The 16568-nt window shown below is 58.6% G+C and carries 13 protein-coding genes; 5 read left to right on the forward strand and 8 right to left on the reverse strand.

The window, feature by feature from the left end:
* Window positions 1–482 precede the first annotated feature (482 nt).
* Genes AC0L3D_RS00875 through AC0L3D_RS00885 form a run of 3 tightly spaced genes read left to right on the forward strand, consistent with a single transcriptional unit; the run spans window position 483 to window position 3018 of the window.
* Window positions 483–872, forward strand: coding sequence for a hypothetical protein (locus AC0L3D_RS00875; RefSeq protein WP_473642720.1), 390 nt, complete (start codon window positions 483–485; stop codon window positions 870–872).
* Complete coding sequence (locus AC0L3D_RS00880; RefSeq protein WP_473642722.1) at window positions 869–2308, forward strand: GDSL-type esterase/lipase family protein; 1440 nt, start codon at window positions 869–871, stop codon at window positions 2306–2308. The genes AC0L3D_RS00875 and AC0L3D_RS00880 overlap by 4 nt, the downstream gene beginning before the upstream one ends.
* A gap of 11 nt (window positions 2309–2319) precedes the next feature.
* A complete protein-coding gene (locus tag AC0L3D_RS00885) occupies window positions 2320–3018 on the forward strand; it encodes a calcium-binding protein (RefSeq protein ID WP_473642724.1) in 699 nt (232 codons plus the stop codon).
* 197 nt (window positions 3019–3215) lie between these two features.
* Here AC0L3D_RS00885 and AC0L3D_RS00890 read toward each other — a convergent pair whose 3' ends face one another.
* The 3 genes from AC0L3D_RS00890 to AC0L3D_RS00900 form a co-directional block, all read right to left on the reverse strand.
* Window positions 3216–4187, reverse strand: a complete 972-nt coding sequence (locus AC0L3D_RS00890; protein ID WP_473642726.1) for a Vgb family protein — start codon at window positions 4185–4187, stop codon at window positions 3216–3218.
* Between the two features lie 252 nt (window positions 4188–4439).
* A complete protein-coding gene (locus AC0L3D_RS00895; protein ID WP_128245311.1) occupies window positions 4440–4733 on the reverse strand; it encodes a hypothetical protein in 294 nt (97 codons plus the stop codon).
* 308 nt (window positions 4734–5041) lie between these two features.
* Entirely contained in the window at window positions 5042–5764 is a 723-nt protein-coding gene (locus tag AC0L3D_RS00900) for a Crp/Fnr family transcriptional regulator (protein WP_287288030.1), read from the reverse strand.
* Between the two features lie 388 nt (window positions 5765–6152).
* On the opposite strand from AC0L3D_RS00900, the gene AC0L3D_RS00905 reads away from it, so the two are divergent.
* Window positions 6153–7520 carry an exopolysaccharide biosynthesis polyprenyl glycosylphosphotransferase gene (locus tag AC0L3D_RS00905; protein ID WP_287061212.1) on the forward strand — a complete coding sequence of 456 codons (1368 nt, stop codon included), beginning with the start codon at window positions 6153–6155 and terminating at the stop codon, window positions 7518–7520.
* 373 nt (window positions 7521–7893) lie between these two features.
* On the opposite strand, the gene AC0L3D_RS00910 is transcribed toward AC0L3D_RS00905, so the two are convergent.
* The 5 genes from AC0L3D_RS00910 to AC0L3D_RS00930 form a co-directional block, all read right to left on the reverse strand.
* Window positions 7894–8907 carry a glycosyltransferase gene (locus tag AC0L3D_RS00910; protein WP_287345892.1) on the reverse strand — a complete coding sequence of 338 codons (1014 nt, stop codon included), beginning with the start codon at window positions 8905–8907 and terminating at the stop codon, window positions 7894–7896.
* A gap of 81 nt (window positions 8908–8988) precedes the next feature.
* The gene (locus AC0L3D_RS00915; RefSeq protein ID WP_287237129.1) at window positions 8989–10137 is read right to left on the reverse strand and encodes an acyl-CoA dehydrogenase family protein; all 1149 of its coding nucleotides are present in this window, start codon (window positions 10135–10137) and stop codon (window positions 8989–8991) included.
* Complete coding sequence (locus tag AC0L3D_RS00920; RefSeq protein ID WP_287237128.1) at window positions 10137–11699, reverse strand: amino acid adenylation domain-containing protein; 1563 nt, start codon at window positions 11697–11699, stop codon at window positions 10137–10139. Before AC0L3D_RS00920 ends, AC0L3D_RS00915 begins: the two co-directional genes overlap by 1 nt.
* 8 nt (window positions 11700–11707) lie before the next feature.
* Entirely contained in the window at window positions 11708–11968 is a 261-nt protein-coding gene (locus tag AC0L3D_RS00925; protein ID WP_258118594.1) for an acyl carrier protein, read from the reverse strand.
* On the reverse strand, window positions 11965–14541 hold the full coding sequence (locus AC0L3D_RS00930) for an SGNH/GDSL hydrolase family protein (protein WP_473642729.1): 2577 nt from the start codon (window positions 14539–14541) through the stop codon (window positions 11965–11967). The genes AC0L3D_RS00925 and AC0L3D_RS00930 overlap by 4 nt, the downstream gene beginning before the upstream one ends.
* A 766-nt stretch (window positions 14542–15307) precedes the next feature.
* On the opposite strand from AC0L3D_RS00930, the gene AC0L3D_RS00935 reads away from it, so the two are divergent.
* A complete protein-coding gene (locus AC0L3D_RS00935; RefSeq protein WP_287345890.1) occupies window positions 15308–16558 on the forward strand; it encodes a glycosyltransferase in 1251 nt (416 codons plus the stop codon).
* The last annotated feature ends 10 nt before the right edge of the window (window positions 16559–16568 follow it).

Genomic DNA, 16568 nt, shown 5'->3' on the forward strand with positions numbered 1-16568 from the left:
TCCCATGCTTCTCCCGTCTTCCGGAATTTTCGCCTCACCTGTTCGGTTTTCGGTGCTCACCTTCCGGGGGACGGGATGAGCCCTCACGCAACCGCACGTTGCCGCCGGATATTGCTGCACTGCAATAGGATGCGTACTACAACCTAAACGCACAGGCAACGACGAAAGTTCAAGATGCCTCTGGCTCAATGCGCGCGCACAATTTGTGCCAATTACCGACTAAATGCCCGCGTTAAATTGCCGACCTGTCGCAATTTGGTACAACAACAGCAACAGCGATCGCCGCCCGCGTCACCGTGCCCGGTGTCGAGCCAGGGTATTGCAGGCTCAAAAAAATGTTGCCAATCTACCCAGAGTAGTGGCAAATATTATGTTGCAGTGCCTAAGAGTGCGATGCAACATTGAATTTGTCTCGCTGACCTGCAGAAAACCGATCGCATCGGCGTCAGGTGCAGGGTCAGTGGCTTAAGAGGCCATGGACAATGGTACTCGACACCCGGGCCAAACAGGTCGCCGACGAGCACCATGGTGTCGTCGCGATCGCCGTTGGTTTCGATTCAGCCTTTTTCCTGCACCAGTTCGTCGGACGGAGGAAAGGTCGTGTTCTCGCCCTCGAATGGGGACGCCACAACACGGATGATCGGCAGCTCGAACGCCGCGCAAACAGCAATATCCGGGACAAGGACGCCGGCAGATCGTGGAATTACACGATCGGCCTGGTCGGCGGCACCAACAGCTGGTTCGGGCAGACACCGCGGTTCCTTGCTTACGACTTCGACCGGCCGACCAGCTATGACGATCTCGAGCCTTTCTGCTGCGGCCCAGGCGGTCATGCCCGTGAGCAGCTTTGCCAGGGGGAGAAAATACTATGACGGTGTTCTATGACAGCAGCCGTCCGGACGCTTTCATCGGCGGTGCCGGTTCGGACGCAGTCAATTACGGCGCTTCGCCCCGTGGAGTCATCGCCGATTTGGCTTCCGGCCATGCTTACAAGTTGCTGTCGATACTGCCGCTGGGCGATTCCATTACCTATGGAGTGATCGCGAGCTCTTCCGATACCGAAAGCGGCGGGTATCGGAAGTTCATGCTGGAACAGTTGGCGGCACTCAATGTGAAGATCGACTTCGTCGGTTCCTCGTCCAACGGACCCGCCAGCATGGGCGATCGGGATCACGAGGGTCACCGCAACTGGACGCTCAATCAACTGAACGGCATCGACAACGATGTTGTGGCCGCTACGAAACCGGATGCCGTGCTGCTGATTGCCGGAACAAATGACAGCTCGACCGATAGCGTGCCAACGATGTTGCAGGATCTGCGCAGTCTTTTGCTCAGCCTGACCTCCAGCGATCCCGCCTTGACCGTCTTCGTCGGTTCCTTGCCTCCAGTTCGCGTCGGCCAACAGTCGCAAGCGCGTGCAGACCGTGTCGATGCGTATAATGATGCAATGCCCGGTCTGATCTCTGAACTGGCCGCCCAGGGGCACAAGATCGCCTTTGTCGACATGCGTGATCTGACACCAGATGACATCACCGCGCCGCCGCTTGACAGCGGGCTGCATCCGACTGCCGGGGGCTATGCAAAAATCTCCTCACATTGGATGGCCGCACTGGAACAACATCTCGGCCTGGACGGGACCGGTATCGGAAGCGACCGCGACACCTTCACCAGCATCGAAAATCTTACAGGCTCTTCCTTTGCCGACCAACTCGGCGGAAACGAGGGAGCCAATGTGCTGGATGGGCTGGCTGGCGATGATTTGCTGGAGGGCCGCGGCGGCTCCGACCAACTCATCGGCGGGGTCGGCGCCGACACGCTTGTCGGCGGCACGGGTAACGACGTCTACTATGTCGACAATGCCGGCGACAAAACCATCGAGGCGACCAATGGCGGCGTCGACGAGACGCACGCTTATACAAACTGGACCCTGGCCGACAACGTCGAAAACCTCTTCCTGAGGTCGGCTGCCAATCTGGCGGCAAAAGGCAACGGGCTCGCCAACACCATGGTCGGCAACGGCGCAGCGAACACGCTCGAAGGCCTCGGCGGCGACGATCGGCTGGATGGCCGGGGCGGGTCGGACCGGCTCGTCGCTGGTCTTGGCGCCGATATCCTCACCGGCGGAACGGGAAACGACAGCTTCGTCTTCGCCGCCGGCCATGGCCACGACACCGTCACCGACTTCGACCTTTCCGGCGATGATCTCCTGGAGATTTCAGGCTACCAAAGATATAGCGAACTCCGGCAGGTCGGGAGCGACACGCTGGTCGTCTTCTCCGACAGCGACACCGTTCTCCTCAAGGCGTGACCAGCGCCTCCTTGAGCAGTTCGGATTTCGTCTGGATCGATCCACTCGACGAGCCGCCGCCGGGGTCAATCGTAGGCGACGACGGCAACAATACGCTTACCGGCGGTCCCGGTGCGGACGTCATTTATGGAATGGGCGGCAGCGATATCTTGAACGGAAAAGCGGGCGCCGACACGCTTGCCGGCGGCGCGGGTGATGACGTCTTCCATGTCGACAATGCCGGTGACAAAACCATCGAAGAGAACAATGGCGGCTTCGACGAGACGCACGCTTATATAAACTGGACCCTGGCCGACAACGTCGAAAACCTCTTCCTGAGGTCGGCTGCCAATCTGGCGGGAAAAGGCAACGAGCTCGCCAACACCATGATCGGCAACGGCGCAGCGAACACGCTCGAAGGCCTTGGCGGCGCAGATCGGCTGGACGGCCGAGGCGGGTCGGACCGGCTCGTCGGTGGTCTTGGCACCGATATCCTCAGCGGCGGAACGGGAAACGACAGCTTCGTCTTCGCCGCCGGCCATGGCCACGACACCATCACCGACTTCGACCTTTCCGGCGATGATCTCCTGGAGATTTCAGGATACCAAAGATATAGCGAACTCCGGCAGGTCGGGAGCGACACGCTGGTCGTCTTCTCCAACAGTGACACGCTTTCACTAAACGGTGTCCTCGTCGCAAGCGTCTCGAACAGCGATTTTCTCTTCGTGTAGAGCGGCATCTCAATACGCTATGTCAAAGACAGTCGCTGACATGCGGTCTCTTCACGCAATTGCCCTTCGTCGTTGGCTAAAGCGCGTCGCGTTTGGCCGGGCCTCATGCGACGCGCTTTAGGTTGTTGTTTTTATGCATGTCGTTATCGCAAAACCGCTGCACACTTTTGCGCGACATGCATTAGACCTCTTTTGCTTTATTCGCCCGTTTCGGTCTCGATCAAGACAAGGCGGTCGGTACCGGACTCCGCGCCCCATACCTCGCCGGAGCGCCCGTTGAGCTGGCGCACGTTGGCGTTGTCGCGGTCGGACGGGAAGCTCGCGAAGGTCTGCGTTTCCGGGTCGAAGCGGACGATGGCGTTCGCGCTGAAATCGGTGAGCCAGACCGTGTCGCGTTCATCGACATAAACGGCATAGGCCTGGGGCTCGTGTCCGGGCAGCTTCCAGCTGCGCCAATCATTTGCGGCCGGATCGAAGACGCTAACCTGGCCGGCGTTCCAGTCGCTGACCCAGATGCGGCCTTTGGAATCCGACCAGACGCGGCGGGCGCCCTGATCCGCGGTCGGCGGGTCGATCGGGGAAGCCTCGCCGGTCGAAACATCGATCCTGGCGATATGGTTGCCGGCGAGCGAGGCGTAGTAGACCTCACCGGACGGCGTGGTCGTGATCCCGTAGGCGCCGCGACCGCGCGGGGCGTTCCAGACCTCGACCTTGCCGCTCGCCGGATCGAGCCTGCCGTAGATGCCCTCCTGCCCGGTGAACCAGAGCCTCCCGTCCTTGTCGAAGGAACCGGTGTTGAGGTTGGCGTTGCCGCTCCACTCGGGGAGCGCAAACGCCTTCACCGCTTCCGTTTCGGGATCGACGCGCACGATGGCGTTGAGGCCGCCGTCGGTCACCCAGGCGGCGCCGTCGGGACCGACGATCACCCCGTGTGGCGCCGAGCCGTCGCCAAGAGTGATATGCTTGACGGCGCCTGTATCAGGATCGAGCCGCCCAAGCGCGCCCTGTGCCTGGGCGGTGTACCATACGGAGCCATCCGGCGCCGGAGCGACATCGTGCGGGCCGGCACCCTCCGGAACAGGATAGTAGCGGACCTCGTCCGCGGCGGCACGCGCGGCCACCGAGCAGAGCAGCGCGGCGAACAGCGCCGAAGCAATCGTACGAAACATGGCGAACTCCTCACATCGCGAGGTTCAATTTGCACAGCGAGCGATCCAAATATCCTTTTCGCGCCACCGCGGCGGCCGAGCCGCAGATGCCGTGCTGGCGTGCCGCTTGCTGATCAAAGTCAGGAGCTAGTGCAGCCCCTGCCCTCGCCTAGGCCTGCAAGCCAGAATCGTCGATAAGGCGGTAGCCTCGTGGGAAAAACCTGCATACGGCGACGGGATCGCGGCCAAAGCCAGACTTTTCGGCGGAAGCCGTCAGCTTTGCCCCAAAAACGCACGCGCCAACTCTTGCCATTCCTCTTCAAGCGTCAAGGTCGATGGCACGGCATCGCAGCGACGATACCAATATTCCGCATTGGATTGATCGCCTTCCTTGCGATGCAGGTAGGCATGCACGCGCATGCCCGCCGCGTCGTCGCGGAGCTGCGCGCGCTCGTGCGCCTTGTCCCAATCGCCCTTTGCATCCCACCACAGGGCCTGCAGGGCCGGGGTCAGGCCGGCGGGCGGCTGTGATTTCGCAATCGAATTTCTGAAGGCTTGCAGATCCATTCTTCCCCCGACGTGAGGTACATGGGCGGCCGATAATAGTTCCGGATTCCCCAACAGCAAAGTCGCATCGCACAGCAAAGAGGCGGTGCTCGTGTGCGTGCCATTGTCCAATCTCGGGCGCAGTCGACGCAGTCTGCACGGCAGTGAGCGGTGTCTCGTTGCCTGGGAAGGCGCACATGTCCGGTGCGGCGACCTACGACGCCGACGTATAGGACTTTACCGAGCGATCCGAGCACGACCGCCACCACGTCCGGTTCACTATCTTCCCGGAGGATGGCCTGGAGATGCCCGAGCATATGGGAAAGGCATCATTGAACGATCAAACGCGAGTAGCCAAGTGCAACAGACTCTAATGCGGTGCGATTGAGAATTGTCAGCGAGCCGCGGTCGTATTGGGTCAGATACCGCCGTTCCCAGTCTCTCAAGCAACGATTCACTTTCGCTCGAGACGCCGGGATCATTGCCGCGAGGTCGGTCTGCGAAATGTGGATTCTCAGAGCTCCATTCACGGTAGCCGTGCTGTGCGGGGTTTCAGTCAATCGCAAGAGCGTGCTCGCCAATCGAATGGACAGGGCATTCGACGCACTGTGGATCACCCGCTCTTGCGCGTCGTGCGTTGCTTGGCATAAGTACGGGATCACCTTCAGTGCGAGATCTGGGTGCTTGTCGAAGACACTAGCCATGAAAGCTGCTTCGATTTGGAGCAAGTCGCTGTCCACAACTGATGCAGCGTTCATGTTACTGTGTCGCGCGATGAACAATCTAGTCAAGTCGAAAGTGTCACCGGGACCGAGATCGGAATAGATGAATTCTCGGCCATCTGAGAGGGGAACACTAAGACGAACTTTCCCATGGATTATGTAGTAAATATAACGCGGTATGTCCCCAAGGCGAGTTAAGACTTTATTCTTTGGAACACTTCGTAAGATGGCTGCTTTCGCCATTTCACTAAGAGTATCTTGCCCAAATTGCCGGAATAAGCGTATGTTGTTCAGTTGTTTGACCCGAACCTCAGCGCCATTCTCTGTCATGGCTCCCTCTCCCTGATAGGGTAAGCGCCCCCGGTCCCCTAACGCATTGCCTTGACCACCTGTTTGAACGAGTCCGACCTCCAGTCCGTTCTCGCGCAAACGCGTCAAGGCAGAAAATATTAACACATTAGGATACGATAAAATAGCGACTCGTCTGTGCCCGAGGTAACAGCGACATGTCTCTGAGACATTTAAATCAAATCTAACCGACTGGAAGCCGTTGGGATGACCCCCTCCTTATGGGATGGCGTGTGCCATGACCCAAAGAGGAGAAGGGATGCAACAGGATTCGGGGGGTCGTCTTATGCGGCATGCACCAACCGAGGCGTCGCGTGCGCTCTGGAAGCGGAGCGTAGAGCCGCTACGGCTCCCTGTGGGAGCAGTTTGCGTGTTTCTCGCAACTGCTGATTTCCTCCTTGGACAGACCGTATTTCTTGCGTCAATTGAGCTCTACCATCGGGCCTTCGGCGTGAGGCCGCCAGATATCTGGGATTCGATCTGCCTAAGTGTTACCGCCGGCCTATTGCTGGTCGCATTCATGACCGCCAGGGGCGCCTACACGGTTAGTGGCATCCTGGACGATCACTGCAGGATCAAAACACTCTTCAGCGGCTGGCTGTTTGTTTTCTTTTCAATTCTCTGGCTCGCCTTTCTCACGAAGACGACGTCGACGTTCTCGCGCGGCTCCTTGACGCTGGCGTTTGCGGTCGGATTCCCAATCCTGCTGCCTGGCCACGCGGTTCTAGCGCGCGGGCTGACACGGCTTCTGGCGGCTGAGAAACTCGTGTTGCGCACAGTTTATCTGTTTTACTCTGGCGTTCCTGGGAAGGAACAGGGGATAATTGCCAAGCTTGGGCAACAGGGCATCGCGGTTTGTGGTGTTTCGAACATCGAGAACGATGATGGCACGATCGCAGCACGATCGGTGCATGCCGCCGTCGCAGCTGCACAGGCTGCGTTCCGTAGTGGCTCGTATGGGGCAGTTTATCTCTTTTGCTCTTGGGACCAGCGGAAGTTGATCGAACGCATCCTGGAGGAAATGTCCCGCCTCCCGCTGCCGGTCTATCTTTTCGCCGACGCCTACATAGATAGAATTCTGGCTGGATGCCCGCTGCACACCGGCTGGCAGCGAGCCTTCGAAGTCCAGCGTGTGCCGTTGAGGCCTACCGAACGCCTGCTCAAGCGGCTGTTCGATATTGCTGTTGCATCCCTGCTACTGCTGTTCCTGTGTCCGTTGATGGCCCTGGTCGGATGTGCCATAGCGCTCGAGAACGGTCGCCCTGTGCTGTTCCGGCAGATGCGACGAGGTTTTGGTGGTAAGCCGTTCAATATTTACAAATTCCGATCGATGACGGTGCAAGAGAACGGCACACAAATTCGCCAGGCTCAGCGTAATGATGCGCGGGTTACCCGACTTGGCCGAATATTGCGCCGGTCAAACATCGACGAGCTGCCGCAATTGTTCAACGTGCTTCGGGGGGAGATGTCCCTGGTTGGGCCCCGACCTCACGCCGTCGCTCATGACGACACCTATACTTTGACCATTGCGAGCTATGCTTATCGCCATCATGTTAAACCCGGTTTGACAGGGTGGGCTCAGATCAATGGCTTTCGAGGGGAAACGAAGGAACTCTGGAGGATGGAAAAACGCATTGAGCATGACCTCTGGTATATAAAATCCTGGAGCATGCTTCTCGACACTAAGATAATTTGGAAAACTGCTCTACTGATCTTTTCGGATCGTGATGTCTATTGATGTATATAGCAGCTTCTCAGGAAGCTAATGGATATATGTATTCCATCTTCCGACCGATTGACCGGATAATTTTGATTCTGATGCTTCGGGCGATCCCGCCGCCAGCGAGTACATCGAGCCTCACAATCGGGTTCGCGCCCGTTCAGTCGCCGGACAGTGGCGCATCTCGCAGGCTAAATTTAGCTCAATGCGAAAATCAACGCGACGCAGGGAGATGGTCGGAGCAACACATGACGGAACCTCAGCAAAAAGCCTGGGGCAGTCGGATCTTGCCATTCAACGGTTCAAGGACGGACCACGGGCTCATTGCGGCGGACGGAAAGCAGGCTTGCTTGGGGGCGCAGCCGCCTTCAACACGAGAAATTGTGCAGTCCTATGAGCTTCCGCTCGACGGCATCCGGCTCTTGATTTCCTCTAGAATGTTGGTTGCTCGTGCGATGCGGCTGTACCTGGCCAGAAAGTCTGCCTTCGCCTGCTGACCAATCTGGTCCCGAAGTGCCTTGTTTTCGCGCAGGCGCTGAAGGGCTTTGACCCAGTCGGACGGGTTGTCTGGCGACACCAGAACGCTGTTGACGCTATCCCTCAAAACTTCTCGTATAACTGACAGGTCGGAGGACACTATGGGTTTGCCATGCGCCATATATTCGAAGAGCTTGAGCGGCGACATTCCCTCAGCGATATTTCGACCGCCGCCCTGGCCCTCTACATCTCTAAGATAGGGCGCGAGGACAACGTCCATTTCGGCCAAGTAGGCATATGTCGCGGCGTGAGGAACGTAGCCGTGAAACACGGTGTTCGGGCATTTGGCCAGCTTCGCTGTCCAATACTCTATATCGCCTGGAGTTCCCCCGACGATGTGAAATGTCGCCCAGCCGCATCGAGGCGCAATAGCGCTTATGATCTCCATGCCTTTTCCCTTATACAGGTGTCCGACATAACCAACCTTGAACGTGCCGCTGAGGCTGCATGGCTCGCCATTCGGCGGAACAGGATCCGCGCCATTGGGCGCGATGAGAAATTTTCCCGCATGTAAGTGGCGGATGCTGTCGTCTCGCAGACGTTGCGACGTGACGACCAGCATACGGAATGCCTCTAGGCCTATCAGTTTGGCAAGGCGCTGACGCTGACGTCTGCTCAAACTGCCAATCGGGTCGTGAAGCTCAAAAACGGTCGTGAACCCGAAAAGTCCGGCAGAAACAAGCGCTACAGTAGCCGAGCGTGTACCGACGACATGCGGCCGCAGCCAGACCGCAGCAAGAAGCGCCAGCACAGCAAAAAAGCTCCCGGCCGGGCACAGGCCAAAAGGGTACAGGGAGAACGCGGAATGGGAACTCGGTACCGAATCCGTATGGCGCACGATCTTTTCATAATGATCCCGTGTATTCATGGAGGCGCGTGGCAGCGCTAGTAGGACCTCCGCTCCGGCACACACCGCCCTTCACCGGACAGGTTCTTACCACAGCCGTCATCAAAGCCCCAGCCAGCCAGCAATAATGTTGCGCTGTATCTCCGAAGTTCCGGAATAGAGTTTGCTGCCGATGGCATCACGCACGGCACGTTCGACGTCGAATTCGCTCAAGAAACCATAGCCGCCGAAGACCTGGACGACATCGAGCGTAGTGCGGACTAGCGATTCGCTCACAAAGAGCTTCGAAACGGCGGCGTCGAGGGATACGGACTCGGAGCGCTCAAGGCCCCACGCCGCCTTGTAGACGAGCAGTCGGGCCGCCTCCACCTGCATCTTCATGTCGGCAATCTTATGGGCGACCGCCTGGTGCTTGGAGATGGCCTGGCCGGACTGACGTCTGGTGCGCGTATAGGCCACTGCCTTTTCCAGAAGCCGCTCCATGGTGCCTATATGACTGGCGAATAGGCACGCCCGCTCCCAGTCCATGCTATGAGCAAACAGCCTGGAGCCGCCGCCCACTCCACCGAGAACAGCGTCCTTCGAAACAAATACGTCCTCGAAGACAAGCTCCCCGATCGGAGACGTCCGCAGTCCCATTTTTTCGAACTTTTGCGCGACCAGATAGCCGGGCAGCGCGCGGTCCACGAGGAAGCTCGTGATGCCGCCGAAATACCCCTTGGCGCGGTCAGTGACAGCAAAGACGACGGCAACATCTGCCACCGGCCCGTTGCTCACGAAGGTCTTCGTGCCGTTGATTAGAAAGCCGTCGCCATGAGGCTCCGCCCGGGTTTGCATCGCAAATGCATCGGAGCCCGACTCCGGTTCGCTCATCGCATTGGCTGCGATCAAAGTGCCATCACAGAGCCCCGGAAGATATCGATTCTTCTGCTCGTCAGTGCCGAACTTCCAAATCGGCACCACGCAGGCCAGAAGGTGGGCGCAGATCGAGAAGACCAAGCCGGAATCCTCGCAGCCGTAGCCAAGCGCATCGATTGCCATGGCCGTGGACAGGGAATCGAGACCGGGTCCCCCATAGGCCTGCGGGACTGGCAGGCCGGTCAGGCCCATCTGCGCGCAAGCCCCCCACAACTCGCGCTGGAATACTTGGTCTCGGTCGCGCTGCCTGACATCTTTATTGAGCTTATCTTGCGCGAAGCGAAGGATCTGGCCACGCAGGATACGCTGCTCCTCGTTCAGCGCGAAATCCACTACTCCATCCTCATCAGATGCTGGTAGTCGATTTTATCTGTCGATGTCTTCGGAAGTAACTTCTGATGCGAGAACCAGTCCGGGGCCATGTAGGCCGGCAAGTTGTGGGCGCAGAACCGTTTCAGCTCGATGAGCGACAGCGCATGGCTGTCGCGCGAGGCATAGAACACCTTTATGGAGACGCCCGACTCCTCCGAGCGAGCGATCGCCGCCACCTCGGAGATCGCTGGATGGCGATAGAGCGCCGTCTCGATCTCGCCGAGTTCGATCCGATATCCCCGTCTCTTCACCATCCGGTCGCGTCGACCGCGGAAGGTGTAGACTCCGCCATCGCCTTCGATCACTACATCGCCGGTACGGTACCAGCGACCGCTTGAATCGACATGAAAAGCGGCGCTTGTTCGCTCAGGCATGTTCCAATAGCCCAGCATCACGGGAGCACCGCTGATTGCGAGCTCGCCTTCCTGGCCTCGCGGCACGTTGCGACCATTCGCATCGATCACGCGTGCCTTAACATGCGAGCAGGCGCGCCCGATCGGAAACGGCGCCGAGCGGTCTTCGGCGATCGTCTGCGGGATTTCGTAGTAGGTACAGACGTTGGTTTCGGTTGGGCCATAAAGATTCAGGTAGCGTGCGCGTGGGACCACAGCCTTCAGCCTGCGCAGATGCTTGACCGGAAAAACTTCGCCGGCAAATAGAATGAACCGAAGAGCGTGGTCGTCGCGAGCATCAAGGCCGCCGTGCTCGACCAGAAGCGTGAGTACGGAGGGCGTGGAATACCAGACGGTCAACCGCCGCTCGGCGATAACCGACGCCATCCGGGCCGGATTCTTGCCGAGCTCCTCACCGATGAGGAATACGGTCGCGCCGTGCTTTAGCGGTACGAAGATGTCGAGGATAGACAGGTCGAAGTGGAAAGGCGCATGGGAGGAGAAGCGGTCATTCTCGTCAGGGGCGAGGATCTCGGAGCACCAATCCACGTAGCTCGAGCCATTACGATGCGTCAGCATCACGCCCTTCGGCTGGCCGGTCGAGCCCGAAGTGTAAAGCACGTAAGCGAGGTTGTCCGGCCCCGGCCGCGCCGATTCGTCCTCCACCGCCAGGCCGCCGGCCTCTACGCGAGCCAGGTACGTCGCGAGCGGCGAGGGACCGTCGGACCAGTCGAGCGATAAGAGACAAGGTTCCGCAGCCAAGCGCGCCAACTCACAGTGCAAAGTTTCGGCTCGGGAAGCCTCCACGAAAATCGCGCGCACGCCGCAGTCGGTAAATATGAACGCGTTACGGGCAGGCGGTGCCAGAGAGTCGACGGGCACATAGGCCGCGCCCACCTTTAAGATGCCGAACAGAACAGCGAGCGAGGCGATCGATTTTGGAAGGCAAATGCCGACGCGGTCCCCCGGCCGGACGCCGATCCGACGCAGATGGTCGCGGACTTGGTCCGACAGCGCGTCGAGCTCGCCGTAGGTGATCTGCCGCCCAGAGCTCGCCTCGACAGCGGCGCACGTCTGGGGATACCGCCTCGCGCTCTGTTCCAGATACTCGTGCAAGATAGCGACCGGCATGACGGGCTCTACGTGCACGCCTGCTTCGATTGCACGAAATTGGCAATATGGGCGATGGAGTTCAGGTTCTCCGGCACGAGTTCGTCGGGGGCGATTTCGATGCCGCAGGACTTTTCCAGGTAGGCAACGAGCTTGAGCGTCGCCAGCGAGTCGAGAATGCCGCCAGTTATCAGCTCCGTTGAATCCGTCAGATTCTCCGGCATTTCACCAGGCAGGAATTCCTTCAATATGAAATCCCTGGCCATCGTCCTGATCTGGATCGCGTTCATTGTTCCTCCTTGTGCGGAGCAACCGCAAGGTTCAGGGGAATTAGGTCCCGGTGTTGCTGCAGCACCTCGTAAAGCTTGTCGGCGATGAGCCGATGGCCGGCGGCGTTTGGGTGATCGTCCCAAGGTGCTACAAGAAGGGTCCGCCAGTCGTGCCCGTCATACACGTTGGAAAGATCGAGAACGTTGAATCCAGCCTCGGCAGCGAGGCGCCTCTCCAGCTCGGGACTGGTCCTCTCGTCTGGTCTGGGTAGATAGATCCAAAAGACCCCGACACCTTCTCGCTTTGCAGCTTCCACGATTCGAGAATAGATTGCACGCAGAAGTCTCTCTCCGTAGGGGGTGAGCTTTCTTTGAAGCACCTCGCGGTCGGCGCTGGGAGCGATCCCGCTCTCGCGTACAATGTCGCTCACGAAGTCGTAGCGATATGCGGAGCCATTCTGGATTGCTGTCGCAAGACGCTTTAGCATTCGTGGAATAAGCGCGGTGTGCTCGAAGTAAAAAATGTACTTTGGTTTGAATGCGAGCACCCGATCCTCGGTGATGGCCAGAACGTCCAGGGGAACATAGCCCCCGACGGCGAAGTTCAGCACCTCGTAATCTCGATACCCGCTGTCGGCCGCCTGCTCATTCAGCCGCCGCTCCAACAGGCCCTCGAAAATCTCTTCATCCGCGACGCCCTCGCCGAAGACGTGCGAAGAGCCGACGGTTGCAATTCGTAGGGTGCCGGGAGCAGGAATCTTTTCGTAGTCCTGATCTCGCATGCCCCAGCGGTTGATATGGACCCGCTTTCCCTTGTAGTCTGCTTGGGAGAGTGGGCGCAGATAGATCGTGGGAAGCGCACCCGTAAACTCACTCAGCGGCGTCTTGTGTAAATTGCCCCATCCCTCGTCTCGTCGTTGGCCGTAGACAATCCACAGTTCTGGGTTAAATGCGCTGACATTGACGAGGTTCTCGTAGTAGCCGCGCTCCAGGTTCTCGTTGTCGCGGCTATTGAGGTTCGGCGCTCTAATGTCGGCCATTGCGGTACTCACAGTCTCGCCGAGGCGATCGCGAAACCCGGGGAGCGAGATGCAAAGCGCGATCAACCCGCAGACACCGACCGACGCAACCGACCGCCGAAAACTGTATTGGCGGTCGGCGGCGCCGCGCGCGAGCGCAAGGGCAGGAATGCCAATGATAGCTGCTACCGTGAGCAGCACGAGGGCGGGCGTTGTTTTGCCAGGGCCTTCCACACCCACGGTTTCGAAGACCGAGAACCATTGCGGGACCGAGCTCGCGCTCCAAAACGACCAAAGGAGCGAGATGACGACGAACACGCCGATGGTCCGGCCAGCAGTTTGCAGCGCACCGTTCCAGCTTAGTGCCCCGCCACGCAGGCGCCGCGTGCGACCGTGCCGCATTTCATAGTGGGCGTTGATCGTCACAAGTACGGCCAGGATCATCCAGAAGAGGAAGTCGTTCCAGGTGAATACCCAGGTGCCACGTAACCAGAACCACTGATAGTTGTGCAGCAGCCAAGTCGCGAGGAACGCCAGGAGGGTCGCGCTGACCAGCGCTACGCTCTCTCCCCAGCGTCGAAAACGAAAATACAATGGATAGTATACAATTTTCATTATGAAGTCCTTCCAGTATATATTTATTCGACGCCAGAAATCTGTGAAACTTGAGGAAAGAAAGTACAGATTGTGGGTTTCTGGAAGGTTGAATCCAAATAAATGCAAAATCCCGGTGATTATGTGAAAAGTTCCTGAAACCTTCAGATAAAGTAAAAATGGCCATATGATAAATTGCAGGAGCTCAATCTGATCGTGTACGTCCACAGCATCGATCACAAACCGCTGGTACACGATACGGTAGCATATTAAGTGGATAGCGCCGCGAAACATCCACTGAACACCTGTTTGATAGATATAATGCCGGTCAGCATTGTAGTAGCTGCTACGGAAAGTTCTAAAATCTACGACCGGAAAGAGCGGGAAGCACACGTTCGGCAACATGAAAAAATACGCGAGACGTTCCGAAACCGTCGCCATCCTCTGGTCACGCCGCATTTCGTACGCATAGACAATGAGACGGAACATGAACATGGAAGCGAGCACGGGCCAGACGGCGCGCGTCCACGGGGTCGCAATCCAGTCCATTCGTGCGGCGGCGAGCCCGCAGCCGGCGCCAACCAGCGCCAGCACTCTCCATCCAAAAGCGATCGGTAGGTGGACGATTCCGATCAGTACGAGCCCAATGGCGACGATCCAGGCGGCATCGATGAGGCCCTCAAATCTCCAGTGGTGCCAGTTAGGCCCAAGGTTCGCGAAAACTGCGGCGATAGCCGCGAACGAGAGCAGCACGAAAAACGGCAGCCGGTAACGCTGTGGCAGGAAGTAGTGCACGCACCAGCCGGCGAGGGCAACGAGCAGGACGCGGACAAGCGCAGTAGTCTCGAGCCTGAGGAGATAGACCAGCGCTATGAAGAGGGCCAACTCGCCGGCTATGGCGAACCAAGCCAGGATGCTTCTCGACTCAGTCCCCGTAGGATCCGCCGACCAGGGAAGAGACAATGTCTTGATCGAATGCACGCTCGCGCGCCTCAACCAGCTGCCGGCGGACATCGACAAGAAGTAGCTTTGGGGCACGCGAAAGATCCGCAAGCTGCTGGTCCCCCTCCCATGGCTCCCATCCCTGACGGGTAAAGCGCCCGGTCCTTGGAGCGTTGCCTTGACTTCTTTGAACGAGTCCGGTTCCGCGCAAACGCAGAAGTACATAAGTGTATCAGAGAAAAATCGCTGCGCTGTGCCCGGGGTAACAGCGACCCGTCTCTAAGACGCTTAAATCCAACAAGCTAAATCTGACCGATTGGAAGCCGATTCCGAATGGGATCGATCTGCCCCGCAATCCGCGCCGCGAGCCGAACGCCGATGGCAGCCGACGCTCTATCTGCGTTGTCCCTTAAAGCGTTGCCTCCACTACTTTTTGAACGAGTCCGGTTCCGATCCGATTTCGTTAAAACGCGATAAGGCAGAAGTATTGGTACAAGGTATACCACAAAATAATCACTCCGCTGTGCCCGGGGTAACAGCGGCAGTTCTCTGGGACGTTTAAATCCAACAAGTTAGATCTGATCGACTGGAAGCCGTTGGAATGACCCTCCTTACGGACTGCAAGTGCCATGGCCCAAGAAGGACACTTAGGATTCGGGGTTCATCTCCATACGGCATGCACCCACCGGGGGCGTGGCATGTCACTCCAATGCAGTAGCACCGATATCGGGACACATGGACCAAAAGCGCGGCTGGGCGTGGGAACGCACCCAACGGATAAATTCAGCGCGATCGGTGCGGCGATATGAAAGTACAGGATGCGGAAGGCAAGATTGACGTGGGGCGTCGACTGCGTATCGCTCATGTCATCACCCGTCTCATCAATGGCGGTGCTGATGAGAATACTGTCCATTCCTGCAATTGGGCCGCGCAAGGGGGGCATGATGTTGCCCTGCTACATGGCGAGACGGTCCTGCCGGAAATCATAGCTAAAGTGGACCCGCGGGTGGAACTCATTGGCGTCCCGGGCCTGACTCGCTCCATTTCGCCTGTCTCCGACATGCGGGCATTGTTGGCGCTCACCCGGAGATTCCGCGCCTTGAATGCCGACATCGTGCATACGCACACCAGCAAGGCAGGCATTCTCGGGCGGCTCGCCGCATGGGCGGCGGGAGTGCCAGCGATCGTTCATGGCGTGCATATCGTGCCTTTTGTCAATGTCGGCGTCGCCGAGCGGTTTACTTATCTCGCCTTGGAAAAGCTGGCAGCGCCAGTCACCAGTGCGTTCATCAGTGTGAGCGAGGGCATCCGCGACTTATGCTTGAGCGCGGGAGTGGGACATCCAGACAAACATTATGTCGTCCATTCCGGATTCGATCTCGATCGTTTTCGCAACGCCGGTCCGCCCGACGGTTGGCGCGATTTGTTGCGCTTGACCCCGGACGCGCCGCGCCCGTCCGTGCTCTTGATGATCGCGGCTTTCGAACCACGCAAGCGACACACGGAATTTCTGGACGCTTTCAACAAAGTCGCCGTCCGGTTACCCGACGCGGTGCTTGTGCTCGCGGGCGACGGGCCGCTTCGCTCGACCGTGGAATCGCGGGCCAAGCAGCTTGGGCTCGAGCGACAAGTGGTCTTTACCGGTTATCGGGACGACCCCGAGCGGCTGATCGCGCTTGCGGACCTCTGCCTGCTCTGTTCCATGCGGGAGGGATTGCCCCGCGTGGTCATGCAATATCTCGCCGGTGGCAAGCCTTGCGTCGCTTCCGATCTGCCAGGTCTTCGCGAAGTGCTCCGCCCTGGTATCAACGGTGTGATTACACCCGCGGATGATTTGGCAGCGATGGCCGACGCCATTGCCGCCCTCCTGGAGGATCGTGCAAGACTGGCCTGCCTCGCCCAAGGTGCCGCCGCGGCGACGGATCTTTCGAACTGGGACGTCAAGCTGATGGGCAAGCGGACCGATGCCATTTACCGCGAGGCTCTTGACCAGCATCGGGCAAGCACGGGAGTATCAACAACACGTCCTATCCGAAATGTGGCGCTTCCGCGATGAACGGGTGCTG

Source organism: Mesorhizobium sp. WSM4837 (assembly GCF_055811435.1).